This window comes from Bradyrhizobium sp. S3.7.6, from assembly GCF_054061875.1.
The window spans coordinates 4,685,933-4,709,090 of the sequence record NZ_JBSSEQ010000001.1; the positions used below are offsets into that span (position 1 = coordinate 4,685,933).

Below are 23,158 nucleotides of genomic sequence, written 5' to 3' on the forward strand. Positions count from 1 at the left end.
TCCTGTGTTGCCCGACGTGTCAAATGTCGGCGCAATCGCGCTCACGCAATTGCGCGTTCGGTAAGCGGCTGAAATTCCTTACAGTTTCTACTGTGCATGGGGTTGTTTTCGCGTTTTTGTTTTGAGGGCTGCCTACTCCGCCGTCTTCTCCCTTAGCCGCTGCGCGTAGACGTTGATGACCAGCGCCGCCAGCAGGATCAGGCCGCGGATCAGGATCTTCAAAAAACTGTCGATGTTGACGTGGTCGAGGCCGTTATTCAGGACGCCGAGAACGAAGAGCCCGACGATGGTGTTGCCGATGCCGCCGCGGCCGCCGAACAGGCTGGTGCCGCCGACGACGACGGCGGCGATGGAGTCGAGCAGATAGGTGTCGAACTCGTTCTGCTGCGCGCTGCCGAAATGGGCGACGCCGAGCATGCCGCCGATGCCCGAGCACACCGCCGAGATCACCATGACGGCGCCGAGGATGAGCTTGACGTTGAGGCCGGAATATTCGGCCGCCTCGCGATTGCCGCCGACCATGTAGACGTAGCGGCCGAAGCGCGTGTAGGTCAGCACCAGATGGCCGCCGAGCAGCATGATCGCCGCGACGATGACGATCCAGGGGATGCCGCCGATCGAGCCCGACCCGAGCGTGGTGATCAGGCCGGGCACTTTGTAGGCGATCTGGCCGCGCACCAGCAGCGCCGAGACGCCGGCCGCGATCTGCATCATGGCCAGCGTCATGATGAAGGAGGGGATGCCGATCACGGTCAGGCCGAGCGCGTTGACGAGGCCGAGCAGCGCGCAGAGCAGGATCGACAGGATGATCGCGACCGCGCCGGGCAGGGGGATGTTGGCGATGTTGACGTAGGATTCCTGAAGCGTGAAGTAGGCGACCGCGATGCCGGTGACGTTGGCGATGCTGGCGATCGAGAGGTCGATCTCCGCGCAGAGGATCACGAAGGTGAGGCCGACCGCAATGATGCCGGTCACCGACACCTGCGTCAGGATGTTGCCGAGATTGTCCAGCGTCGCGAAGGAGGGGCTGGCAACGGCGAAGAAGGCGGAGAGGAAGATCAGGGTGAGGAACGGCGCGATGTTGCGCATCTGCGAGCGCAGGAAGGGCGCAACGCCGCGCGGCCGCTGACCTGCCGCCAAAGCCGTCTCACTGCTCGCCATGGTGCTTCTCCGTCACGCCGCTTCCAGCAGGCGGTCCTTGCTGACCGGCTCGTTCTTGAATTCCCGCACCAATGCGCCGCGCTTGAGCACGAGGATGCGGTCGGCCAGCGACAGCACCGTTTCCGGCTCGGTCGAGAGCACGATGACCGCAAGCCCCTTGGCGCGGAGATCGCGGACGATGTTGATGACGTCGTTCTTGGCGCCGACATCCATGCCCCGGGTCGGCTCGCACAGCACCAGCAGCTTCGGCGGATAGGTCAGCCATTTTGCCAGCGCGACCTTCTGCTGGTTGCCGCCGGAGAGCATGCCTAGGTCGAGACCGACCACGGGCGGCCTGATCTGCAGCTGCTCGACCTGACGCCTAGCGATATCGCGCTCCTGCGCCGGCTTGAGCAGCAGCGACGAGATTCGGTCGAGAATGCTGATCGAGATGTTCTTGTAGACCGGCTCCTGATGAAACAGCATGGCGCGCCGGCTCTCCGGCACCAGCGCCACGCCGGCGCGCCGCGCCGCCGCCGTGCTGGCGAAGGTTTTTGGCTTGCCCTCGACGGCGAGCGTGCCGCCGTCCGGCTTCAGCTTGCCGAACAGGATGCGCGATAGCTCCTGCTGGCCGCAGCCCATGAAACCGTAGATGCCGAGCACCTCGCCGGCGCGCGCCTCGAAGGAGATGTCCTTCAGGCTGCGGGCCAGCGACAATTGGTCGACCTTCAGGACCACGGAGCTGTCGCTCGGCCGTGGCAGCATGAGGTCATCGGTGTAGCTGTGCTCTAGCGCTTCGCCGCCGCGGCCGATCATGGCCTCGATCAGCGCGCCCTTGCTGGTCGCAGCCGCCGCGGTCTCGGCGACCTTCCGCCCGTTGCGGAACACGGTCACCGTGTCGGACACGAGCAGGATGTCCTCGATGAAATGCGAGATGAAGACGATTGCAGTGCCTTCCTCGCGCAGCCGCCGCAGCGTCGCGAACAGCCGCTCGACCTCGGGCGGGGAGAGGGCGGAGGTCGGTTCGTCCAGGATGACGATGCGGGCGCCGGAGAACAGCACGCGGGCGATCTCGATCAGCTGCTGCAGCCCGATCGGGAGGTCGCCGAGCCTGGACATCGGATCGACGTCGATGCCGAAGCGGGCGAGCTGCTCGCCGGCCTCGCGCGCCATGCGCCGCCATTGCACGAGGCCGAACCGGTTGGTCGGCTGGTTGCCCAGGAACACGTTCTCGGCGACGGTGAGGTCGGGCGCGACGCTCAGCTCCTGATGCACCATGGCGATGCCGGCCGCGTGTGCATCGCGGGCGGAGCGGAAATGCGTCTCCTTCCCGTCGATCAGGAAGCGGCCGGAGAATTCGCTGTGCACGCCGGCGATGATCTTCATCAGCGTGCTTTTGCCGGCGCCGTTCTCGCCGACGAGACCGTGGATCTCGCCGGGTGAGAGCGCGAAGTCAACACCACGAAGCGCCTCGACGCCGCCGAAGCTCTTCGTGATGCCTTGCAGTTCCAGGATGGGCGAACGAACCTCAGGCATGGAGGCTCAGATCAGGAAGTGATCTTCCATCCATTGCATGCCGGCGGCGTTGGCCTTGGTCACGACCGGGCCGTCGGTGATGACGTGCTTGGGAATGCCCTGTCCGCTCTTCTCGCCGCCGACGACCGCGGAAACGCCCGCGATGATCGCGCCGCCATGGATGCGGCAGGACGGATTGCGCACGGTCGCGAACATGCGGCCTTCGCTTACCGCCTGGATCGCCGGTGGCATCGCATCGACGCCGCCGATCAGGATGTTGGTGCGATTGCGCGCCTTCATGATGTTGGCGGCGGCGAGCGCCATGTCGTCATTGTGGAAGAACGCCGCGTCGATCTGCGGATATTTGGTCAGATAGGTTTCCCAGAGGCGCGCGGTTTTCGACACGTCCCAGTCGGCAGGCTGGGTGTCGAGCACCTCGATGTTCGGGAACTGCTTGACGACGGTGTTGAAGCCTTTCGCCCGGCCTTGCGCGCCGGTATGGCCGAGCGCGCCCTGCGTCATGATGATCTTGCCTTTGCCGCCCATGGCGTTGCACAGCGCCTGCGTCACGGAGGCGCCCATGAACTCGTTGTCGGGGGCAAGGAAAGAGTGGACGTTGATCTGGTCGAGCGGGGCAATCAGCGTGTCCATGTCGATCACCGGCGTGCCGGCATCGATCATCTTCTGCACGGGCTGGGTGAGGGTGCCGATACCGAAGGCCTGGATCGCGACGAAGTCCCACTTTTGCGAGGCCATGTTGTCGATCGCAGCGCGCTGCTTGACCGCATCGAGCTGGCCATCGAACCAGGTCACCTCGACATTGAACAGCTTGCCCCAGAATTCCGCCGCCTGCTTGCCCTGGGCGCACCAGGTGGCCTGGAGGCCCGCATTGGAGAAGGCCGCCTTCAGCGGCTTCTCGGATCGTCCGACCTCGGCTGCAAGGGCGGGGTTTATGCCCATGCTGCCGAGAAGGGCAGTCGCGGCGCCAGCGGTCGCCGCCGCCTGAAGAAGATCGCGCCTCGTCGTCGAGAAATCTTTCGTCCCGGACATCGCTCGCTCCCATAAAATTTTCGTCGGCGCGTCATTGATTGCGCGACCGATGTCCGAAAGTCTCTCACAAGAGTTCCTGCCACTCAATCTGCAATCGATCGCGAGATCGCCGCAGCTCGTGTTGGTGCAGCGCAAAGCGTCAGGCCGGAATAGTGGCGAAGGCGTCGATCTCGACGAGCAGCTGGTCCCAGGCCTGTGCGATTTCCGGCGACCATTCGTCGCCGAGGAGGTCGTGCAGCGCATCCCTGATGACGGCGAAGAACGCGATGAACAGCTCGCGCGGGGTGCCGTAGCCATCGTGCGAGGCGACCTCGCAGGCGATCAGCCTGAAATGGCCCCGACGCTCACCGGCGAAGTCGAGGATCGCCTCGATCGTCAGCGCAAGCATTGATCCCATCACCAGCTCGCTGCCCTGCGAGCGGAACATGGTCTGCGTTTCGGGGTGCTGTTCGAACAGCCGCTGGTAGACGCGCGGCGTGAGATCCGCGCAGCGCGAGGCTGCGAGTTCGAAGCTGTTTTCGATTGGATTAGAGGGAGCGCTCATCGGCATCGAAGCCATGCGGGCAAAAGAAGCCTTGCGGGCAAAAAAAGAGCGGGGCCCTAGCCCCGCTCGAAAATTGTGTCGACCCTATTATCCCCGATTCTAAGATTTGCTCTTGATTGACGGGGCGACGCTGCGTTTTGCGCGCCAGGGGCTCCTCCCGAGACTTGGACCACCAGACTTCGACCTCGCGGCCAGCCTGAGCAAGAGGGATGCTAGATCAACTTTTCTCACTTGTCATCATTTTCGGCAACGATTGTTCAAAATTAGAGCAGCTGACGAAATGATCGGGCTGTTTAGCCCGTAAGCATATGACAAATATAAGAAATCTGTGGACGGGGCGGGTTGCCGGACTGCCTCAAATGCCGGACGTCCTAGCCCATGGGGCGGCGGGATCACAGTTTTCGAGAAATTTGCGCTGGGCCAAGAAGCCGGCGGAACTGACCTCGACTCAGGTCTCGGCGAGGTGTTTAGTTCGTAGGCGAACGAATGGCTCGGCGGATGCGCGCACGGCTGCAAAAATTCCTACCCCTGGTCCTGCTCGCTTTGGCGATGCAGGTGCTGGCGCCGATTGCCGCCTGTCTGGCGGCCGGCCAGGCCGTGGCCGATCCGTTGTCTGCCGGCGTCATCTGCCACAGCGCCAGCGAGCAGGGCGGTCTGGACGACCAGACCGGCGCGCCGACCGCACATGGTGCCGCGTGCGCGCTGTGCTGCCTGGCTCAGGCAGGCGCATCGCTCGATTCGCCGCCGCACGTTGCGCTCGCCATTCCCTTCCGCCACGCCGCGCGCGTGGTGTGGCATGCGGCGGATGTATCCGCCGTCGCGATCCATAAGGGCACAAGCGCCCAGGCGCGCGCACCACCTCAATTTTCCTGACGACCCTCGTGATTGCCGCGGTCCGTCCGCTGGCGATCGATGCTGTCGAATGGCCGGAGAGAAAGCCGGCGTCAGGAATGCCCCATGTTACGTTGTCATGCCCGCCGTGGCGTAAGCGTCGTCGCGGTCCAGGCCGCGCTGCTTGCGTCGTCGAGCGGGGTCTTTGCCCAAAGCACGAACACGGAGCTGCCGGCGGTGACCGTTGAGGCGCCGCAGACTGCCCGTGCCAAGCCAGTCACCCGGCCTTCGCGGCCGCGAGCCGCTTCGGCCGGCCGCGCGGCGAGGCCCGTTACGCCGAGTGCGGGCGTCAGCGCATCGACCCCAAACGGGGCCGTGACGGCCAGCGCTGCGCGAGCCGGTCTCAATCAGGCGCCAACCGGCCAGACCGAGACGACCATCTATCGCAGCCAGTTCGACAACCGGCCGGCGGTTACCGTGGCCGACGTGCTGCGCGAGAGCCCCGGCATATCGGTGAAGCAGGGCAACGGACCCCGCGATATCGGCATCTCGATCCGTGGCTCCAACGCCCGGAACGGCTTTGGCATCCGCAATCTCGTGATCTTCGACGACGGCTTCCCGGTGACGCAGCCGGACGGCCTGTCGCGCAGTGACCTGATCGATCCGCGGGCCTATGCCGCCATCGACGTGATCCGCGGCCCCTCGTCGGCGCTCTACGGCAATTACGCGACCGGCGGCGCGCTCAATTTCCGGACACGCCCGGGCGGCACGATCGACGGCGTCGAATATGGTGTTGACGGTGGCAGCTACGGCTATCTCAACAATTATCTCGCGGCCGGCAAAAAGGTCGGGAACTTCGAGGGCTCGCTGTTCGCAAGCGACACGCGAGGCGACGGCTATATCGGCAATAGCTGGTTCAATACGCAGACCGTCAACTTCCTCGGCACGCTCAAGGCGACGCCGGACGATCGTTTCACGGTCAAGATCATCAACAACGACCTCAGCACTAGGCTGCCGATCCGGCAGTCGCTGAACCAGTACTATCAAAACCCTTTCCAGCAGGGCTGTGCGACCGGCGTCTCGGCCGCCGCCGGATGCGGCACGGTCACACTGTTCAACAACGGCTTCAATGCAACCGCTGGAACCGACAAGGAGACGGCCGTGCAGGCCGGGCTTGGCCGCAACGACCGCCGCACCATCGTCGGCGGCCGCTGGGAGCACGATTTCGACAACACCACGACCTGGCGCAACCAGTTCGTGTTCGACGACAGGAACATCAATCAGCCGACCGGCACGACCAGCGCGATCGGAGATTTTCCCTCGTACAATTTCATGAGCGACGTCACCAAGCGGGGCGAGATTCTCGGGCTGGAATCGACCACGTTCTTCGGTGCCTTCTACAACACCCTGACGGCCTCGAGCGACACGCGGAACGTCATGCCGGGGGGCAATGCCACACTCGGCAGTCTGTCGAGCAATCTTTATAGCCAGACGACCAATTACGGCGTTCGCGCGCGGGAAGAGCTCAAGCTGACGACATCCTTGACGGCTGTCGCAGGCATCGGCTGGGAAACTACCGTTCTCAAGGGGATCAACACTGCGTATGCGTACGCTGGCCCCACTGGCATTACCACGACGACGCTGACGACCGCGGACAGGCAATTCCAGAACACTGCGCCTGAACTAGCGTTGCTCTATACGGTGAACAACGAGTGGGTGCTCAGGGGGCGGGTTGCTACGGGGTACGGCACTCCGCAGGTTTCGAACCTGTTTGTCCTGCCGAGTGGGCTGTCGGGCAACAATACCCAGCTCCAGGCTCAGAAAAATCTGGGCTACGACCTCGGTTTCGACTGGACACCGAACAACACGCTCAAAGTCAGCGCGACGGGCTTCTACGAGTTCTTTCGCGACGAACTTGTATCGCAGGCAACACCTGTCAATTCACCTAACACGAGCTACACGTTCAATGCGCCGCGCTCGGAGCATCGCGGCATCGAGCTTGCGGCCGATTGGAAGTTCTATCCGGGCTGGCGGTTCATGGCGGCCTACACCTACCTCGACGAGGTCTACACGGAGTATGTCGAGAACATCACCAATGGTGCGGTCTTCAGCTTCAACCGGGCCGGCAACAAGATCCCCGGCATCTCGCCCAACGAGCTGACAGCCCGGGTCGGCTACGACGAGTTTGCCGGGCCACTGGCAGGTCTCGGTGGCTTCGTGGAAGTCCAGTGGAAGGACTCCTTCTACATGGACAATGCAAATCTGCTGAAAGCGCCGGGTTATGAGCTGGTCAATTTGAACGTCCACTACAAGACCGATCTCGTGTCCGACGCTTTCAGATCCCTGAACCTGTTCCTCGAAGTCAGGAATGTTTTCGACCGCACCTACGTCGCGTCGGCAAACAACATCGCCAATACGGTGACGGCGGCGGGCCTTCAAAATCCTGCGAGCGTGCTCGCAAACACGACGGGATCGATCTACGCGGGCTCGCCGCGCCTGTTCGTTGCGGGTATGAAGGTGGCGTTCAGATGATCCGGGCTCTCGAAGGGAGTAGGGCCATGGTCCGACGTGGCTTGCTTGGGATAGTCGCTCTTGCATTCCTGCAAGGTGCGGCGCTCGCGCAGATGCACGGTCCGCATGCCTCCGAAGCGGCGTGTGAGGAGCCCACGTTGCGCTGCGCAACCAAGGTGACGCCCGCATTCGGTCCGGACGGAGCGTTGTGGCTGGTCTGGATGGCAGGCGGGCAGGTCTCGGTTGCGAGTTCGCAGGATGCGGGCCGCAGTTTTTCGGCTCCCGTCCAAGTCACGACCAAGCGGCTGAACCTCGACTGGGGGCCGGATGCGCGGCCGAAGATCGTGGTCGATCGCAAGGGCGGCATCGCGCTCGCATTCTCGATCTTCAGGGATGAGGCTTTCAACGGCCAGGTGCTCTACACACGTTCGGCCGATGGCGGAAAGAGCTTCGCGGAGCTGAAGCCCATCACCGCCAACAACGAGAGCCAGCGTTTTGAGGCGCTGGCGCTCGATCAGGACGGAACGGTCTTTGCGGCATGGCTGGACAAGCGCAATCGCGTTCCCGCGAAGGAGGTGGGACGGAAGTACGAGGGAGCGGGGCTGTTCTTCGCCTCGTCGCGCGATGGCGGCGCCACCTACGCGGAGGCGAAGCTTGCGCGTGACAACACCTGCGAATGCTGCCGGTTGGGACTGACATTCGCGGCGCCCGGGCGTCCGGCCGTGATCTTCAGAAATATCTTCGAGGGCGGCGTGCGCGATCACGCGGTCATGACCTTCGCCGACGTCTCGACGCCGGGGGAAATCCATCGGGTCAGCAATGACGACTGGCAGATCAACGCCTGCCCGCATCACGGACCGAGCCTCACCGTTGCGCCGAACGGGACCTATCACGTCGCCTGGTACACGAACGGCAAGGCGCGCAAGGGACTGTTCTACGCCCACTCGCGCGACGAAGGCCGCACCTTCTCTGCGCCCATGGCGCTGGGGCAGCCGGGCCGCAATCCGACGCGTCCTTACGTGCTCGCAAGTGCTGTGGGAACGGTGATGGTCTGGAAGGAGTTCGACGGCGAGAAGACCTCGGTCCAGATGATGATTTCCCGCGACGATGGCGAGAGCTGGTCGCCGCCGAAGACGATATCGAGCACGACCGACACATCCGATCATCCCTTGCTCGTTTCCAATGGCCAACAGGTCTATTTGTCATGGATGACGAAAGCGGACGGCTATCGGCTCACAGCAATCGAGGACCAGCCATGAGACGTCGATTTGCAGGCATTCTGGGTCTGGGTCTCCTGATCGCGTCAACGGCTACGCTGGGAGCAGCGCCGGCCCTGAAACCGTTCGAGCGCGGCACCTGGCAAGGCGTCCTTAGGGGACATGCGGGCCGCCCGACGCTCGTGCATTTCTGGGGCGTGACCTGCGGGCCCTGCAAGGTCGAGCTGCCGTTGCTCGGGCGGTTTGCGAAGGACCATCCCGGGATCGACGTGGTCACGATCAGCGCCGATCTCGTGCCGAACTTGCCGACGGCAACGCAGTCGATGCTTGACAAGGCGGGGCTGTCGTCGACCGAGAACTTCATCTTCAACGACGGTTTTGTCGAGCGTTTGAGGTTCGAGATCGACCCCGCCTGGCAGGGCGACATTCCCCGGACCATGCTCATCTCCCGGGACGGGACAATCACGACGATCGAAGGCTCGGCCGAGATGGCCGATCTCGAAAAATGGTCGGGCCAACAGCTCGCCACACACTGAAATTCAATCTGCAAACGGGAATACCGATATGAAGACCATGTTGAAAGATGTGCTGCTCGCAGCGTTCGCTCTCGCGCTCTGCGCAGCACCAGCGGCGGCCGAGGACGTCAAGGCCGGCGATCTCGTCATCTCGCAGGCCTGGAGCCGGGCGACGCCGGGCGGCGCCAAGGTCGCCGGCGGCTATCTCACCATCGAGAACAAGGGGACAACGGCGGACAGGCTGGTCAGCGTTTCCGCCGACATCGCGGGGAAGACCGAGGTTCATGAGATGGCGATGGACAACGGTGTGATGAAGATGCGTCCGCTCGACAAGGGGCTCGTGATCGATGCCGGCAAGACGGTGAAGCTCGCGCCCGGTGGCAATCATCTGATGCTCCAGGAGCTGAAGGGTCCGTTCAAGCAGGGTGACAAGGTACCGGTGACGCTGGAGTTCGAGAAGGCCGGCAAGGTCGCCGTCTCCCTCGACGTCCAGGGCGTCGGTGCGCAGGCGCCAGGCGACGGCGGGCACATGATGAAGAAAATGCCGGATCATTCGGGAATGAAGATGTGATGAAACAGATCAAGTTTCCGATGACCTCGCGTCGATCCCTCACAGGCCTTGCGCTCGCGATGGCTGCGTTGCTGTCGGTTGCCGCCACACCGCTTGCGGCGGCGACGGACGACGACAGCTTTTTCACGCACCTGCACACCGAGAAGGCCATGGCCAATGTCACGGTGTCGCCGGGCCGCGCCGGCCCGGTCGAGATCGCCATCCAGCTCGAAACCACGGACGAGACGCCGCTTACGCGAGAGCCGTGTCGGTGACGCTCGTGGACACGCAGTCCGGCCGGAAGCTCGCGCCGGTCGAGGCTTCGCGCGACGGCGAGGACAGCTGGCGCGTGAAGGTCGCGCAATTGACGCCCGGACGCTGGATGCTGGGTCTCGGAATTTCGATCTCCGAGGCCGATCATGTCAGCGTGGAATCACCGATCCTGATCAAATGACGTTGTCGAAGGGGCCAAACATGTCGAAGAAATCCTGCCTGTTCCTGATCGCCGCGCTGGCCGCGTCGCCTGCATCGGCGCATATCACGCTTGAGACCAAGCAGGCGACGGTTGGTTCCTACTACAAGGCCGTCTTCACCGTGCCGCACGGCTGCGCGGGTTCGCCCACGGTGAAGATCAGGGTGCAGATTCCGGAGGGCGTGATCGCGGTGAAGCCGATGCCAAAGGCGGGCTGGAGCGTCGACGTCGTCGAAGGCAAGTACGCCAATGAATACGACTATCACGGCAACAAGCTTGCCTCCGGCGTCAGGGAGGTGCCCTGGTCCGGCGGCAAGCTGCCGGATCACAATTACGACGAGTTCGTCATCAGCAGCTTCCTGACCAACAGCCTGAAGCCGAACACGACGCTGTATTTCCCCGTCGTCCAGGAGTGCGAGACCGGCGTCAGCCGCTGGATCGAGATCCAGGCGGACGGGGAAGGGCATTCGCACGAGGGCAAATCGCCGGCACCGGGCGTGAAGCTCCTGCCAAAGCCCTGATGCGCCTGCTCGCCGCGCTCGCGACGCTGCTCTGCGTTGTCGGCTTCACGACCGGCGCGTCCGCACATGCGGCGCTCGTCGCGGTCGAGCCGGCGAGCGGCAGCATGCTTGCGAGCGCGCCGAAGGCGGTGGAGCTGCGCTTCAACGAGGCGGTGACGCCGGGCGCAATCCAATTGATCGACGGCGCAGGCAGGGCGCGGGACGATGCGCGCGTCAGCGCGTCGGGCGAAACGATCTCGGTCGCGATGCCGCCCGACCTGCCGCAAGGCACTGCGGTCGTCAGCTATCGCGTGATCTCGCAGGACGGCCATCCCGTCGCGGGATCGGTGATCTTCTCGATCGGCATGCCGACAGGGACGCAACCTCCCGCCAATGCCGATCGCGGGTTGAACGTGCTGATCTGGCTTGCGCGGGTTGGTCTTTATCTCGGGCTGTTCGTCGGTGTCGGAGGCGTGTTCTTTGCGCGCTGGGTTGCGTGGTCGACGACGGGCATGACCGTTCCGCGCGTAGCGCTGACCATCGGCATTCCGAGCGCCACAGCGTCCGTTGGCGCGTTGGGCCTCGATCTCCTCGGGCTGCCGCCAGCGGCTCTCGCGACGGCCGCCCCGTGGAAGGTCGCGTTCGCGACCAGCGCCGGCCCCGCGCTGCTGGTTGCGATTGTTGCGATGCTGCTGGCGTTGATGGCGCTGCGCAGAGCATGGTATGCGCGCGCTCTTGCGATCATCGCGCTCGTTGGCGTCGGCCTGTCGCTTGCCATGACCGGGCACGCTGCAACGGCCCCGCCGGAGGCGTTGACCCGGCCGGCGATCTTTCTCCACGGCCTCGGCGTCACCATCTGGATCGGTGCTCTCGCGCCGCTGGTCGCGCTGGTGTCGAAGCCGACGACTGCGACGCTCCCCGTCGTGAACCGCTTTTCCCGCATCGCTGCGCTGGCGGTCGGCGTGCTGGCCTTGACCGGCCTCGCACTCGCGATCGTTCAGCTCGAAAAGCCGGTCGCGCTGGTCGAGACCCGCTACGGACTCATCCTCTCGATCAAGCTTGCATTGGTCACGGGATTGCTGGCGCTCGCCGCGCTCAATCGGTTCAGGCTGACACCGGCCCTGGCCCGCGACGAGAATGGGACGCCCGCGCTCAAGCGCTCGATCCTGCTGGAAGGCGCGATCGCACTCGCCATCCTTGCCGTCGTCGCCGGCTGGCGCTTCACCCCGCCGCCGCGGACGATCATTCCCGAGACGCCTTTGGCGATCCACATCCACAGCGACAAGGCGATGTTCCAGGTGCTGGTCTCGCCGGGCAAGGCCGGGCTCGACGATTTCGTGCTCCAGCTCATGACCGGCGAGGCCACGCCGCTGATCGCGAAGGAGGTGACGCTGACCCTGAGCCTGCCGGAGCGCGGCATCGAGCCGATGGAGCGGGGCGCCTCGCTCGGGCCGGACGGCTACTGGCATGTGCGCAAGGTCGAGCTCCCCTTCGCCGGCCGCTGGCATGTGCGGATCGACGCGCTGGTGACCGATTTCGAGAAGGTCACGCTGGAGGACGAGCTCGATCTGGGGCTGCCTTAAAGCGCGCCGGTGCGGTTCATGCTGAACCTGAAGGCAACGGAAAAATGACAGGAATTCCGCCGCCTTAGCGGCTTTTCCTCATTCCCGGTCTTGTGTTTTCGCTCCCAATCCGCTTTCACTGCAGGCGATCACTGATTCCCAGAGTATTGCCATGCGGTTGTCGCGATTCTTTCTGCCCATCCTGAAGGAAAATCCGAAAGAGGCCGAGATCGTCTCGCATCGGCTGATGCTGCGCGCCGGCATGATCAGGCAGGAGGCGGCCGGCATCTATGCCTGGCTGCCGCTCGGCTTCCGCGTGCTGAAGAAGATCGAGCAGATCGTGCGCGAGGAGCAGGACCGCTCCGGTGCGCTGGAACTCTTGATGCCGACGCTCCAGCTCGCGGACCTCTGGCGCGAGAGCGGCCGTTACGACGCCTACGGCCCGGAAATGCTGCGCATCGCCGATCGCCACAAGCGCGAGCTGCTGTATGGGCCGACCAACGAGGAAATGATCACCGAGATCTTCCGCGCCTACGTCAAGTCCTACAAGAACCTGCCGCTCAACCTCTATCATATCCAATGGAAATTCCGCGACGAGCAGCGTCCGCGTTTCGGCGTGATGCGCGGCCGCGAGTTCCTGATGAAGGACGCCTATTCCTTCGACCTCAACGAGGCCGCAGCGCGCGTCGCCTACAACAAGATGTTCGTCGCCTATCTGCGCACCTTCGCGCGAATGGGGCTGAAGGCGATCCCGATGCGCGCCGAGACCGGCCCGATCGGCGGCGATCTCAGCCACGAATTCATCGTGCTCGCGGAGACCGGTGAATCCGGCGTTTTCATCAATCGCGACGTGCTGGACCTGCCGGTGCCGGGCGAGGACGTCGACTACGACAGCGATCTGACGCCGATCATCAAGCAATGGACCTCGGTCTATGCGGCGACGGAAGACGTGCACGACGCCGCGCGCTTCGAGCAGGAAGTGCCTGCGGACAAGCGGGTGAACACCCGCGGCATCGAGGTCGGGCAGATCTTCTATTTCGGCACGAAGTATTCCGACGCGATGAAGGCGCTGGTTGCGGGCCCCGACGGTGTCGATGTGCCGATCCATGGCGGCTCCTACGGCGTCGGCGTCTCGCGCCTGTTAGGTGCCATCATCGAGGCCTGCCATGACGATGCCGGCATCAAATGGCCGGAGGCGGTGGCCCCGTTCCGCGTGTCGATTCTCAACCTCAAGCAGGGCGATGCCGCGGTCGATGCGGCCTGCGAGAAGCTCTACGCCGAGCTCACCGCCAAGGGCGTCGACGTGCTCTACGACGACACCGACCAGCGCGCCGGCGCCAAATTCGCCGCCGCCGACCTGATCGGCATCCCCTGGCAGATCATGATCGGGCCGAAGGGCCTCGCCGAGGGCAAGGTCGAGATCAAGAAGCGCAGTGACGGCTCCCGCGAGACGATGTCGCCTGCGGACGCGATCGCCCGGCTGGTCGGCTGAATATTGTTCATCGCGCGATATCGCGGCCGCCAATCCGGCCACAATTGACCCCGAATCATGGGATTATCGAGCGATGGATGAGACCATGACCGAGACCAAGCAAACCGCGCCTTTTGCGCCATTCGAGTGGATGCTGTCGGCGCGCTATCTGCGGGCGCGCCGCAAGGAGGGATTCATCTCGGTCATCGCCGGGTTCTCCTTCCTCGGCATCATGCTCGGCGTGGCGACGCTGATCATCGTCATGGCTGTCATGAACGGCTTCCGCAAAGAGCTGCTCGACAAGATTTTGGGCCTCAACGGCCACATCCTGGTGCAGCCGCTGGAATCGCCGCTGACCGACTGGAAGGACGTCGCCGACCGCCTCAGCCAGGTCCAGGGCATCCGGCTCGCAGCGCCCGTGGTCGACGGCCAGGCGCTGGCGTCCTCGCCGTGGAACGCCTCGGGCGTCCTGGTGCGCGGCATCCGCTCCGACGACCTCAACAACCTCACCTCGATCGCCAAGAACATCAAGCAGGGCTCGCTCGAGGGCTTTGACGACGGGCAGGGGGTCGCGATCGGCCGCCGCCTCGCCGACCAGCTGTCATTGCATGCCGGTGACAGCGTGACGCTGGTGGCGCCGAAGGGCGCGGTCACCCCGATGGGCACGACGCCGCGCATAAAACCCTACAAGATCGTGGCGGTGTTCGAGATCGGCATGTCCGAATACGATCTCGGCTTCGTGTTCATGCCACTGGCCGAAGCTCAGGCCTATTTCAACCGCAGCAACGACGTCACCTCGATCGAGGTGTTCACCACCAACCCCGACAAGATCGACGCCTTCCGCAAGGCGGTGACGGAGGCCGCGGGCCGGCCGGTCTTCCTGGTCGACTGGCGGCAGCGCAACTCGACCTTCTTCAACGCGCTCCAGGTCGAGCGCAACGTGATGTTCCTGATCCTGACCATGATCGTGCTGGTCGCCGCACTCAACATCGTCTCCGGCTTGATCATGCTGGTGAAGGACAAGGGCAGCGACATCGCGATCCTGCGCACGATGGGCGCCTCGCAAGGCTCGATCATGCGCGTCTTCCTGATCACGGGCGCCTCGATCGGCGTGGTCGGCACGCTGGTCGGCTTCTTCGTCGGCCTCGTGATCTGCCTCAACATCGAGTCCATCAGGCAATTCCTGTCCTGGCTGACCAGCACCGAGCTGTTCTCGCCGGAGCTCTACTTCCTGTCGAAGCTGCCCGCCGAGATCGACGTCGGCGAGACCACGGCGGTCGTCATCATGGCGCTGACGCTGTCGTTCCTTGCGACGCTGTACCCGTCGTGGCGCGCCGCGCGCCTCGATCCCGTCGAAGCGCTGCGGTACGAGTGAGGGGCTGATGGAGAGCCAGCAGGGGGCGGAAGATGTACCGGTCATTTATCTCCACGAGATAAAGCGGCAGTACTTGCAGGGCGAGGTGCCGCTGACGATCCTCGACAACGCCAAGCTCGCACTGTGGGCCGGGCAATCGGTGGCGCTGGTCGCACCGTCGGGCTCGGGCAAATCCACGTTGCTGCACATCGCGGGGCTGCTTGAAGCGCCCGATTCCGGCGAGGTCTACGTCAACGGCGCGCCGACCTCGCAGCTGCCCGACATCGAGCGTACCCAGCTCCGCCGCACCGATATCGGCTTCGTCTACCAGTCGCACCGGCTGCTGCCGGAGTTCTCGGCGCTCGAGAACGTGATGATGCCGCAGATGATCCGTGGTCTGAAGAAATCGGAGAGCGTCAAGCGCGCCAAGGAGATCCTTGGCTATCTCGGCCTCGGCGACCGCATCACCCATCGGCCCGCGGAATTGTCGGGCGGCGAGCAACAGCGCGTCGCGATCGCGCGCGCGGTCGCCAACGCGCCGCGTGTGCTGTTCGCGGACGAGCCGACCGGCAACCTCGATCCGCACACGGCCGATCACGTCTTCCAGGCGTTGATGCAGCTGGTCAAGGCAACCAAGGTCTCCATGCTGATCGCGACCCACAATATGGAGCTCGCCGGCCGCATGGACCGGCGCGTGTCGCTGTCGAACGGCCAGGTCGTCGAGCTCGAATAATAAAAACTGCGAAAACAACCCCATGCACAGTAGCCGGCCTTGGCCGGCTACGATCGGGGTGACGCCTTCCAGCCATTTGGCATGTCGGGCCTATCGGCTGCGGCGGCGCATCGCCGCAGTGGCGGGGCGGCTACGGCCTGATCACCGTCAATTTGAACGGTCCGCCATTCGCCGCGGCGTGTTCCACCGCCTCGTTGGCGTGGTCGAGGTCGAAATCCGTCGTCGCGTATTCGTCGAGCCGTAACAATCCCGCGCGCACCAGCGCGATCAGGCGGCTCGCCGCATCCGGCGGATACATCCAGACGCCGTGGATGCTGATGCAGTTGCGCATGATCCAGGGGTAGGGCAGATCGAGGCCTGCGCCGCCCGCCATGCCGACGCCGCCCATCAGCACGACGCGGCCGTAAGCGCGCACCGTCATGATCGCCGCGCGTACGACGGTCGTGCTGACCGAGGGCGGCATGATGTCGAACACGCAGTCGATCGGCCCCGGTGCGGCGCGCTTCATGCTTTCGCAGTCGTCGCTCTCGTTGCCGGTGAGCTTCACCGGCTTCACCCGATCGCCGAAGCGGCGGACGAGGTCGGCCAAAATCCTGTCGTTGCGACCTGGCGCGACCACGCAGGCCCCGCCCATCGCGAGCGCGACCGAGACGGCCGCGCTGCCGAAATTGCCGGTGGCGCCGCTTACCAGCACGGTCTCGCCGGGTTGAAGGTTGGCGGCGAGGAAGCCGCCATAGGGCACCAGCAGCGTGCCCAGCGCGCACCATTGCGTGGCTTCCGCGGACATGATCGCGCCAAGCCGCTTCACATTCTCGGTCGGCACGCGCATCCGCTCGGCATAGGAGCCGTGGCGAAAATGCCGCTGCAGGCGCATACCGCCGGGGCCGGCGGCCGTGAGCCCTTGCAGGGCGATATCGGGCGCCACGATGTCATCGCGCGAACGCACCGTCGGGTCGCAGAACACCCAGTCGCCAACGGCGAGCTTGGTCGCGTCCGGGCCGATCGCGCGCACCCGGCCGATGCCGCCGGGACCCGGGATGATCGGCAGGTCGAGCGCGTAGTTGCGCTCGCCGCTGAAAACCTCGTTCATGTAGGACAGGACGCGCGTGGCGACGACGTCGACGATGACCTCGCCGGTGCCGAGCACCGGCTCCGGCACATTCTCGATCACCAGCGGCGATCCGAAGGATTTGAGTACGGCAGCTTTCATGATGTTCACCTCAAAGTCGGGTGAAAGGGCTTATGCGCCGCCTTGGAAGGGCCGGGAAGGCCTGGTATTATCCTAGTATCACGAAGGCCCTCCATCGGAGCGCAACATCATGGCCGACCCGCGCCGCATCGAATTCGGCGACTTCCTGCGGTCCCGCCGCGAAAAGCTGACGCCGAAGACGGTCGGTCTTCCCGCGGGCAGCCGCCGGCGCACCGCGGGCCTGCGCCGCGAGGAGGTCGCCCAGCTCGCCGGCATCGGTGTCGACTGGTACATCCGTCTCGAGCAGGGGCGCACCGTCAGCCCGTCGGTCACCACCGTCGATGCGCTCGCCCGTGCGCTGCGGCTGAGCAAGGCCGAGCATGCGCATCTCAAGGCGCTGGCACGCGACGGCGACAAGCGGGCGTTCACGCGCGAGATCGTGCCGCCGCCGATCCTGCGGCTGATCGAGAGCCTGCCGCATCCGGCCTATATCACCGGGCGGCGCTGGGACGTGCTGGCCTGGAACGAAGCCGCCGAGCAGGTTTTTGCGTTCGGCCGGTTGCCGGAGGAGGATCGCAACACGATGCTCCTGATGATGACCAACAAGCAGACGCGCAAGGCTTACGGCGCGGACTGGGCGGAGGTCGCCAAGCGCATGGTCGCAATGTTTCGCGCCACCCACGACGTCTGGGCCGGCGATCCCGCCTTTGCGGAGTTGCTGACACGGCTGCGGCAGGGCAGCCCGGAATTCGTCAAATGGTGGGAAGCCCACGAGATCCGCAGCACGGCCTCGGGCCTCAAGACGATGTCTCATCCAACTCTGGGCGTGCTCCATTTCGAGCACACGAGTTTTCAGGCCAACGACGATCCCGCGCTGAAGCTCGTGATCTATACGCCAGTCGGGGCGTAGAACGCCGTCACCAGATCGGGAAGGCCACCGGCATATGTCCGGCGGCCTCCGCGCTTATTGTGGTTTGCGGGGCGGCGCCCCGACTAGAGATCGATGCTGACGGCGATGTTGCGGCCCTGTAGTTCGGCAATCTTCATTCCATCAGCCTGCAGCTGCGCGAACTCCGCGTCCTTTGATACGGCCTCCTGCACCTTGCCGTAGACTTCCCAATTGGAGTAGCGCGTCGTAACCAGCAACTCTCCTGCCCAGGGACCGGTGTGGAAACGGGAGAGCCGAAGAAACTCGGCACCGTGTTTTTCAAAGATTTTCTTCGCCTGCCGGATGATCTGGACCGTTTCCTCGACCTTCTCGGTTTTGAAGCGAGTAAATTGAACGATCGGCATGGGCTACCTCCTTAGCTGTGTAAACTGTCCAAGAGGCAATTATCGAGCGACGTTTGAGGAGCGAACCTCCCGTTCGATCTCGATGAAGGTTCGTCTTCGGCGGCGTGATCCTGGTTCAGGCTTCGCGAGCGTAATCAACTCTGCCCTTTCTCGGGCGCTTTAAATGCGCCGCGCGTGCCTTGCCCGGCCGGGCTCCCTTGGCATTGTCATTGCTGCCGGCCAACGGTTTCACTATCGACCCGCTTGATGGCGGGTGGATTCCACACGCCGGTCAATGCCTCCGACTTTGGCGCATAAAGACGCATGGTGAGGTTGAACGGGCTTTTGGGCGCGGGCAGCCAGTTGGCTTCGCGATCGCCGCCCGGATTGTCATTCTGGACGTAGAGCGTGAGCGATCCGTCGGCCTCGCGTTTGAACGGCATCCAGCTGCTCACCGCAAAGCGATTGAGTGGATTGGCAACCTGGAAGCCTTCATCGTCATACAGGGTGATTGACCAGAATGCCTCGACCGGCGGCACCGCGTCCTTGGCAAAGCGGACGATGTATTTGTTTGCGCCGTCGAGCGGCTTGCCGTTTTCATCGCCAACACTGTTCGGGTAGATCGCGTCCTCCGGCAGATTAGCGCCGAGCCCGAGCTGCGCGACGATCGCGCGCTTCAAGTAGTAGTTACCGTAGACGCCCATCGTGTCCGTGTTCATGGACCAGTGATTTGCGACGCGCGCCAGTGTAGGGACTTTCCATGCCATCAGTTTTTGCGCCTGAGCCGGCGCATCCTCGATAGCTTTCCGTATCGTCGCATCGGCTTTGGTCATATCGAACGTCTTGCCCGGTTCGAGCCCTATCCGCGCCATGCGCGCGATGATCGGCTCATCTGTGATGTGCGGCGGGTGGACCTTGGATAGCTCCGTCGCATAGGCAAAAAACTTATCGCCTGCCATCGTGTCGACTTGCAGCTTCGGCGGCGTCTTGACGTCAACGTTGGGATCGATGGTCTGTGTCACGGCGACCGGGGGCTTACCCCACCCAGATAGCGGTGTGATCTTGTACCCCTTCTGCACCTCGTGAACCGGAGCATAGTCGGCAGGACCATCGGTCTTGGTGCGGCCGATGATCCAGACATAAGGCGTCGGCGCGTCGATACGTGCGAAGCCCGCCGGCACGTTTCCGTTCCAGCCCGGCGGCACGACCAGGAAATTCGCTGCCTTGGTGCCTGTCGTACGCCATCCCGGCGACGCGAACACATCCGTCCACATGTCGAGCATCGGCAGCAGGTAGTAGCGGCCACCGGTATCAGGAACCGAAACGACCATGGGTTCGCGGGTCAGGTCGAGCCAGGCGCTCGAATACAGCGTGTCGAAATTGGGCCGCACCACCGCCTTCATGTCTGCGGTCGGGTAGGCCTGGATATTGTCGAACGTGTTCGGAGGACCGCCTATTGCCGCAGTTTTGGGATCGGAATTGATGAGCTGCTTGCGCGTCAGGTCCATCGTCACGAGCGGATAGAAGTAAACATAGGCCTCCGCAGCGATCGCTTGTGCCTCTTCCGCAGAAATCGATTGAGCGGCGCTCGGGGTCGATGTCGACACGATGAGACTCAAACCCGACAGGATCGCAGCAAGCGACAACAGATGCTTTTGCATAAGGGTTCTCCTGAAATTCGCTGCATTGGCCGAGTGGGGCGATGCAGTGCCGCCACTGCGGGTGTTTTCCTATTTCCCTCCAACTCAGGCAAAGGAGGATGAGCCAGCTAAGCGGCGAAGCGCCGCGTTCTGGTTGATCTAGATCAAGGGAGTCCGCCGACGGGTCACGAGCGGCGTTGCTCTGACGGATCGCTGCGCTCCGCTTGGCCCTCAAAAGCTGACGCCAGGCGATCGTGAACCGACGTCCGAGACCGGCGTTTAGATGACGAGCTTCAGCGCCGGATCGTCATTGGATTGCAACCTCGTGTGCTCGAAATGGAGCAGCCCTTCATCCGATGATTCATCGTCTTGAGGTCGGACGCTGATGATGTGAGCCCATCTGCCGAGAATAGCTCGATGAATGCTCCGGCGTCTGCGCGCGGCCGATTGTGATAGGCACAGGGGTCGTCACGTGGCGCGGCCGACGGACGCGCGACGGCGCGATCGGGCGATTGTCGTCGATGAGCTTGCGGCGAACAGTCGCGGCTTGTGACCCATGACAAACGTCTGCGGCCTCGGAGTGGTGTTCGCGGCGAAGCGCGATCGAGTGATCGCAATGCACGCTGGTGGGCGGAGTTGCTGATTGTACCGAGGGACTCGTGGTGCTACGTTTGAACACGTCATTCCGCTTTCGGTTTGATGCGACGGGCGATCGGGCTTACGGACCGCCGCCCGTTCATTTGAAATTGTAATAGTTGAGCCAATAGCTCCCCGCCTCCGGCCCCCCTTTTGAGTTCGGTCGGGCGATGTTTTTCATTGGCCTCCGTTCTTCCCATTGACTCGGAGGCGGGTTCTTTTCAGTTGAATTTTGCAACAAGTCGATATTCGACATGTGCATTCTGACAAGCCAAGCGGATCGCGCCGCACCACATCACCATCCGAACGCGAGATGGGGCAGCCATTGCTTGATGGTTGCGTTGCTCTGTGCCGCTTCCTTGTTTCAGTTCGCGCCCAGGGCGTGGGGACAATGCTCGGCGCGCGACGTGCTACAGAATCAACTGAAACTCGGCAAGGTTCGTGCAGTTGATTTGCCGCAAAAACTCATCGCGTCCGTCCGCGACGTTCCGACATGGAAGACGATTGCGGTCGGCACTTTTGGCAACTCCGTTGCGTTGCGCGATGCATTGGATGCGGTCGGCTGCAACATCGGCGGGCTGGCCGCGGAAGTTCTCGCTCGACCGGCCTTTACGGTCAGTTCCAACAAGATGGACGTGGAGCTTGTGGCGGTATCCGCGGTCCAGCTCGGCTTCAAGACCGATAGCGTGCCTCTGGCCGTCATTTACGCACGGGCCCGACAACTCGGCTTTGAACTTGCGGCAGCGGAGGTCGGTCCGCAATTGCGTCTTCAGTATCTCGATCAGCCCATGGGTGAATTCCTCATCGTGGGAATGCAGCCGATCAAGACGTGGAGCGGAGAGCCCGTGGTTCTCAACGTGGCAAATGGCGGAGCCGGATTGATCCTGATCGGCCAGGACGGCCGAGATGACGCTGAAATACCGGCGACCTCCCGTTTTCTCTTCGTGCGGGCGCCTGACCTTAGCGGCGGAATCGCGGCCGCTCTGCTGCCACCATGAAGACGAACAACCAAGTTTCGAGCGGCGCTGACAGCGGAGAAAAATCCTTGCGTCAGATCAAGAGAGACTTCCTGTCCGTGGAGAACAACGAGGCTGCGGGCTCAAATGCAGCGGCATCGGGAGTTCAAGGGGGATGGAGGCAAGCCTGGTCTCAAGTCTCGTCTGGAGCGGCGTCAACAGTAGGGAGTGACATTATGCGCGGATTTGGAGCTGTATGTATCTCGCTGTTACTATCGGCAATTCCTGCGACTGCGTCAGATCAAAATCTCAAGGAGGAAATTGGAAAGATAGGTTCAGCATACGAGCGGTACTTCAGCAACAAGGATCCCGCCGGGATTACTTCGCTCTATACCAAGAACTATATGCGAGTGACTGAAGACGGCGTCGTGGACAATACCAGGTACTATGAGAACGCTTTCAAGGCGGGAGTTAGTCGCCTCGAGGTCAAGATGACCGAGGTTCAGTCATTGTCAGAAAGCATGGCTCTGGTCACCGGCGAGTCTCGCGTTACCGGCAACAGCGAGACAGGCGCTCCCATAGACTTCACCGTTGTTTGGACCGCTCTCGATGTTCGTGAGGACGGGCAATGGAAGATTCGCATGCTCACGTCGGTCCCCAAACCGCCGCCGCCCCAGCCGCAGCAGGCCGCAAAGTAACTCAAGGCATAGCCTTCTCCGCCCGCAATCGTTCTCTGCACCACCTCAAAGGGAGTCAGCGATGGCCATTTTGCGCGCAAACCTCGCATTGCTTTCAGTCGCATCAGTTCTGGCAACGACGAGTGTCCAGGCTCAGAGCATGCCGCCGGAGGGCCCCGTCTCGGTCATATTCACCGCGACGCCGATTCCTGCTCTCAAGCCGATGCCGATCGGCGGCGGTAGAGAGTTTGTTCTCATGAACCAGGCCATGGCAGCCTCAAACGAGGCGGGAAATCCTGTACTCAACAACATGGGTGGACGTTGTCAGCTCAGCCGCCTGACGGATCCTTCGGCGAAGACCGCCGAGCTTCACGGGTTCTGTACTTACGTCGACAAGGACGGCGACCAGTTGTTCGAGCAATGCGATTGGTTGCCCGCATCCCCCAACAATTGCAACATAACGGGTGGGACCGGCAAATTCGAAGGTCTCCAGGCCGCGCTCGTCGTCACCATCGACCCTCTCAAGAGCAACTTCGATGGCATCAGTCAGGTCATTGGCCACAAGAAGGGGACGTACAAGTTCGTCAAGACGAACTAGGCTCGTCCGCTGAATTCCAGCAACGGCGGACGGCCTCGATTGCTGCAGTTCGGGATGCCAAGGCAGCAACGTCTTCCAAACGGTTTGCCCCGGCGCTCACGTCCGCTACCACGCCCTAGCGACGTGGTTCCGTCGTCTGCTGAACGGGCGGCCGGTGTCCCGGTGAAGTACGAGGCACGCCGCTCGCCCGCATGTTCGGTGACCGGCGGCGTTGTGAGTTCTTTG

The 23,158-nt window shown here is 63.2% G+C and carries 23 protein-coding genes; 16 read left to right on the forward strand and 7 right to left on the reverse strand.

Annotated elements, in window-relative coordinates; translation table 11 throughout:
- Positions 1–132 precede the first annotated feature (132 nt).
- From ACVJ5M_RS22675 to ACVJ5M_RS22690, 4 genes are all read right to left on the reverse strand, one after another.
- Positions 133–1,161: an ABC transporter permease gene (locus ACVJ5M_RS22675; RefSeq protein WP_354097697.1), complete on the reverse strand. Its 1,029-nt coding sequence runs from the start codon at positions 1,159–1,161 to the stop codon at positions 133–135.
- Positions 1,162–1,173: 12 nt separating this feature from the next.
- On the reverse strand, positions 1,174–2,676 hold the full coding sequence (locus ACVJ5M_RS22680) for a sugar ABC transporter ATP-binding protein (protein WP_354097696.1): 1,503 nt from the start codon (positions 2,674–2,676) through the stop codon (positions 1,174–1,176).
- Positions 2,677–2,682: 6 nt separating this feature from the next.
- Positions 2,683–3,705 (reverse strand): sugar ABC transporter substrate-binding protein, encoded by a 1,023-nt coding sequence (locus ACVJ5M_RS22685; protein ID WP_063983001.1) that lies wholly within the window; start codon positions 3,703–3,705, stop codon positions 2,683–2,685.
- 139 nt (positions 3,706–3,844) lie between these two features.
- Positions 3,845–4,249: a globin gene (locus ACVJ5M_RS22690; protein WP_354100162.1), complete on the reverse strand. Its 405-nt coding sequence runs from the start codon at positions 4,247–4,249 to the stop codon at positions 3,845–3,847.
- A 498-nt stretch (positions 4,250–4,747) separates the two neighbouring features.
- Between ACVJ5M_RS22690 and ACVJ5M_RS22695 the strand changes: the two genes are divergently transcribed.
- From ACVJ5M_RS22695 to ACVJ5M_RS22750, 12 genes are all read left to right on the forward strand, one after another.
- A complete protein-coding gene (locus ACVJ5M_RS22695; protein WP_175618088.1) occupies positions 4,748–5,122 on the forward strand; it encodes a DUF2946 domain-containing protein in 375 nt (124 codons plus the stop codon).
- 84 nt (positions 5,123–5,206) lie between these two features.
- A complete protein-coding gene (locus ACVJ5M_RS22700) occupies positions 5,207–7,612 on the forward strand; it encodes a TonB-dependent receptor family protein (protein ID WP_354100163.1) in 2,406 nt (801 codons plus the stop codon).
- Between the two features lie 26 nt (positions 7,613–7,638).
- Positions 7,639–8,850 (forward strand): sialidase family protein, encoded by a 1,212-nt coding sequence (locus tag ACVJ5M_RS22705; protein WP_354097694.1) that lies wholly within the window; start codon positions 7,639–7,641, stop codon positions 8,848–8,850.
- Positions 8,847–9,344 carry a TlpA family protein disulfide reductase gene (locus ACVJ5M_RS22710; RefSeq protein WP_354097693.1) on the forward strand — a complete coding sequence of 166 codons (498 nt, stop codon included), beginning with the start codon at positions 8,847–8,849 and terminating at the stop codon, positions 9,342–9,344. Before ACVJ5M_RS22705 ends, ACVJ5M_RS22710 begins: the two co-directional genes overlap by 4 nt.
- 28 nt (positions 9,345–9,372) lie before the next feature.
- Entirely contained in the window at positions 9,373–9,894 is a 522-nt protein-coding gene (locus ACVJ5M_RS22715; RefSeq protein ID WP_063983006.1) for a copper chaperone PCu(A)C, read from the forward strand.
- Positions 9,894–10,148, forward strand: coding sequence for a hypothetical protein (locus tag ACVJ5M_RS22720; protein ID WP_354097692.1), 255 nt, complete (start codon positions 9,894–9,896; stop codon positions 10,146–10,148). The genes ACVJ5M_RS22715 and ACVJ5M_RS22720 overlap by 1 nt, the downstream gene beginning before the upstream one ends.
- Positions 10,145–10,327: a hypothetical protein gene (locus ACVJ5M_RS22725; RefSeq protein ID WP_354097691.1), complete on the forward strand. Its 183-nt coding sequence runs from the start codon at positions 10,145–10,147 to the stop codon at positions 10,325–10,327. The genes ACVJ5M_RS22720 and ACVJ5M_RS22725 overlap by 4 nt, the downstream gene beginning before the upstream one ends.
- A gap of 20 nt (positions 10,328–10,347) precedes the next feature.
- A complete protein-coding gene (locus tag ACVJ5M_RS22730; RefSeq protein WP_354097690.1) occupies positions 10,348–10,866 on the forward strand; it encodes a YcnI family copper-binding membrane protein in 519 nt (172 codons plus the stop codon).
- Positions 10,866–12,428 carry a copper resistance CopC/CopD family protein gene (locus ACVJ5M_RS22735; RefSeq protein ID WP_354097689.1) on the forward strand — a complete coding sequence of 521 codons (1,563 nt, stop codon included), beginning with the start codon at positions 10,866–10,868 and terminating at the stop codon, positions 12,426–12,428. The genes ACVJ5M_RS22730 and ACVJ5M_RS22735 overlap by 1 nt, the downstream gene beginning before the upstream one ends.
- 151 nt (positions 12,429–12,579) lie before the next feature.
- Positions 12,580–13,899 (forward strand): proline--tRNA ligase, encoded by a 1,320-nt coding sequence (proS, locus tag ACVJ5M_RS22740; protein WP_354097688.1) that lies wholly within the window; start codon positions 12,580–12,582, stop codon positions 13,897–13,899.
- A gap of 73 nt (positions 13,900–13,972) precedes the next feature.
- Positions 13,973–15,253 (forward strand): lipoprotein-releasing ABC transporter permease subunit, encoded by a 1,281-nt coding sequence (locus tag ACVJ5M_RS22745; RefSeq protein WP_014494909.1) that lies wholly within the window; start codon positions 13,973–13,975, stop codon positions 15,251–15,253.
- A 7-nt stretch (positions 15,254–15,260) separates the two neighbouring features.
- Complete coding sequence (locus ACVJ5M_RS22750; RefSeq protein ID WP_028153958.1) at positions 15,261–15,965, forward strand: ABC transporter ATP-binding protein; 705 nt, start codon at positions 15,261–15,263, stop codon at positions 15,963–15,965.
- A gap of 130 nt (positions 15,966–16,095) precedes the next feature.
- On the opposite strand, the gene ACVJ5M_RS22755 is transcribed toward ACVJ5M_RS22750, so the two are convergent.
- Positions 16,096–17,175, reverse strand: coding sequence for a zinc-binding alcohol dehydrogenase family protein (locus ACVJ5M_RS22755; RefSeq protein WP_354097687.1), 1,080 nt, complete (start codon positions 17,173–17,175; stop codon positions 16,096–16,098).
- A 109-nt stretch (positions 17,176–17,284) separates the two neighbouring features.
- Here ACVJ5M_RS22755 and ACVJ5M_RS22760 point away from each other — a divergent pair, with 109 nt between their 5' ends.
- Entirely contained in the window at positions 17,285–18,064 is a 780-nt protein-coding gene (locus tag ACVJ5M_RS22760; protein WP_354097686.1) for a helix-turn-helix transcriptional regulator, read from the forward strand.
- Between the two features lie 83 nt (positions 18,065–18,147).
- Here the strand turns inward: ACVJ5M_RS22760 and ACVJ5M_RS22765 are convergent, their stop codons facing one another.
- Positions 18,148–18,447 (reverse strand): hypothetical protein, encoded by a 300-nt coding sequence (locus tag ACVJ5M_RS22765; RefSeq protein ID WP_354097685.1) that lies wholly within the window; start codon positions 18,445–18,447, stop codon positions 18,148–18,150.
- A 206-nt stretch (positions 18,448–18,653) separates the two neighbouring features.
- Complete coding sequence (locus ACVJ5M_RS22770) at positions 18,654–20,087, reverse strand: DUF1254 domain-containing protein (protein WP_354097684.1); 1,434 nt, start codon at positions 20,085–20,087, stop codon at positions 18,654–18,656.
- 869 nt (positions 20,088–20,956) lie between these two features.
- Here ACVJ5M_RS22770 and ACVJ5M_RS22775 point away from each other — a divergent pair.
- From ACVJ5M_RS22775 to ACVJ5M_RS22785, 3 genes are all read left to right on the forward strand, one after another.
- Positions 20,957–21,700 (forward strand): hypothetical protein, encoded by a 744-nt coding sequence (locus tag ACVJ5M_RS22775; protein WP_354097683.1) that lies wholly within the window; start codon positions 20,957–20,959, stop codon positions 21,698–21,700.
- Entirely contained in the window at positions 21,697–22,356 is a 660-nt protein-coding gene (locus ACVJ5M_RS22780) for a YybH family protein (RefSeq protein ID WP_354097682.1), read from the forward strand. Before ACVJ5M_RS22775 ends, ACVJ5M_RS22780 begins: the two co-directional genes overlap by 4 nt.
- A gap of 61 nt (positions 22,357–22,417) precedes the next feature.
- Entirely contained in the window at positions 22,418–22,933 is a 516-nt protein-coding gene (locus ACVJ5M_RS22785) for a hypothetical protein (RefSeq protein WP_354097681.1), read from the forward strand.
- Positions 22,934–23,158: the final 225 nt, after the last annotated feature.

Coding starts and splice junctions, on each gene's coding strand:
- ACVJ5M_RS22675 (WP_354097697.1), bottom strand. CDS start 1,161: ATGGCGAGCAGTGAGACGGCTTTGGCGGCAGGTCAGCGGCCGCGCGGC.
- ACVJ5M_RS22680 (WP_354097696.1), bottom strand. CDS start 2,676: ATGCCTGAGGTTCGTTCGCCCATCCTGGAACTGCAAGGCATCACGAAG.
- ACVJ5M_RS22685 (WP_063983001.1), bottom strand. CDS start 3,705: ATGTCCGGGACGAAAGATTTCTCGACGACGAGGCGCGATCTTCTTCAG.
- ACVJ5M_RS22690 (WP_354100162.1), bottom strand. CDS start 4,249: ATGAGCGCTCCCTCTAATCCAATCGAAAACAGCTTCGAACTCGCAGCC.
- ACVJ5M_RS22695 (WP_175618088.1), top strand. CDS start 4,748: ATGCGCGCACGGCTGCAAAAATTCCTACCCCTGGTCCTGCTCGCTTTG.
- ACVJ5M_RS22700 (WP_354100163.1), top strand. CDS start 5,207: ATGTTACGTTGTCATGCCCGCCGTGGCGTAAGCGTCGTCGCGGTCCAG.
- ACVJ5M_RS22705 (WP_354097694.1), top strand. CDS start 7,639: ATGGTCCGACGTGGCTTGCTTGGGATAGTCGCTCTTGCATTCCTGCAA.
- ACVJ5M_RS22710 (WP_354097693.1), top strand. CDS start 8,847: ATGAGACGTCGATTTGCAGGCATTCTGGGTCTGGGTCTCCTGATCGCG.
- ACVJ5M_RS22715 (WP_063983006.1), top strand. CDS start 9,373: ATGAAGACCATGTTGAAAGATGTGCTGCTCGCAGCGTTCGCTCTCGCG.
- ACVJ5M_RS22720 (WP_354097692.1), top strand. CDS start 9,894: ATGAAACAGATCAAGTTTCCGATGACCTCGCGTCGATCCCTCACAGGC.
- ACVJ5M_RS22730 (WP_354097690.1), top strand. CDS start 10,348: ATGTCGAAGAAATCCTGCCTGTTCCTGATCGCCGCGCTGGCCGCGTCG.
- ACVJ5M_RS22735 (WP_354097689.1), top strand. CDS start 10,866: ATGCGCCTGCTCGCCGCGCTCGCGACGCTGCTCTGCGTTGTCGGCTTC.
- proS (WP_354097688.1), top strand. CDS start 12,580: ATGCGGTTGTCGCGATTCTTTCTGCCCATCCTGAAGGAAAATCCGAAA.
- ACVJ5M_RS22745 (WP_014494909.1), top strand. CDS start 13,973: ATGGATGAGACCATGACCGAGACCAAGCAAACCGCGCCTTTTGCGCCA.
- ACVJ5M_RS22750 (WP_028153958.1), top strand. CDS start 15,261: ATGGAGAGCCAGCAGGGGGCGGAAGATGTACCGGTCATTTATCTCCAC.
- ACVJ5M_RS22755 (WP_354097687.1), bottom strand. CDS start 17,175: ATGAAAGCTGCCGTACTCAAATCCTTCGGATCGCCGCTGGTGATCGAG.
- ACVJ5M_RS22760 (WP_354097686.1), top strand. CDS start 17,285: ATGGCCGACCCGCGCCGCATCGAATTCGGCGACTTCCTGCGGTCCCGC.
- ACVJ5M_RS22765 (WP_354097685.1), bottom strand. CDS start 18,447: ATGCCGATCGTTCAATTTACTCGCTTCAAAACCGAGAAGGTCGAGGAA.
- ACVJ5M_RS22770 (WP_354097684.1), bottom strand. CDS start 20,087: ATGCAAAAGCATCTGTTGTCGCTTGCTGCGATCCTGTCGGGTTTGAGT.
- ACVJ5M_RS22775 (WP_354097683.1), top strand. CDS start 20,957: ATGTGCATTCTGACAAGCCAAGCGGATCGCGCCGCACCACATCACCAT.
- ACVJ5M_RS22780 (WP_354097682.1), top strand. CDS start 21,697: ATGAAGACGAACAACCAAGTTTCGAGCGGCGCTGACAGCGGAGAAAAA.
- ACVJ5M_RS22785 (WP_354097681.1), top strand. CDS start 22,418: ATGGCCATTTTGCGCGCAAACCTCGCATTGCTTTCAGTCGCATCAGTT.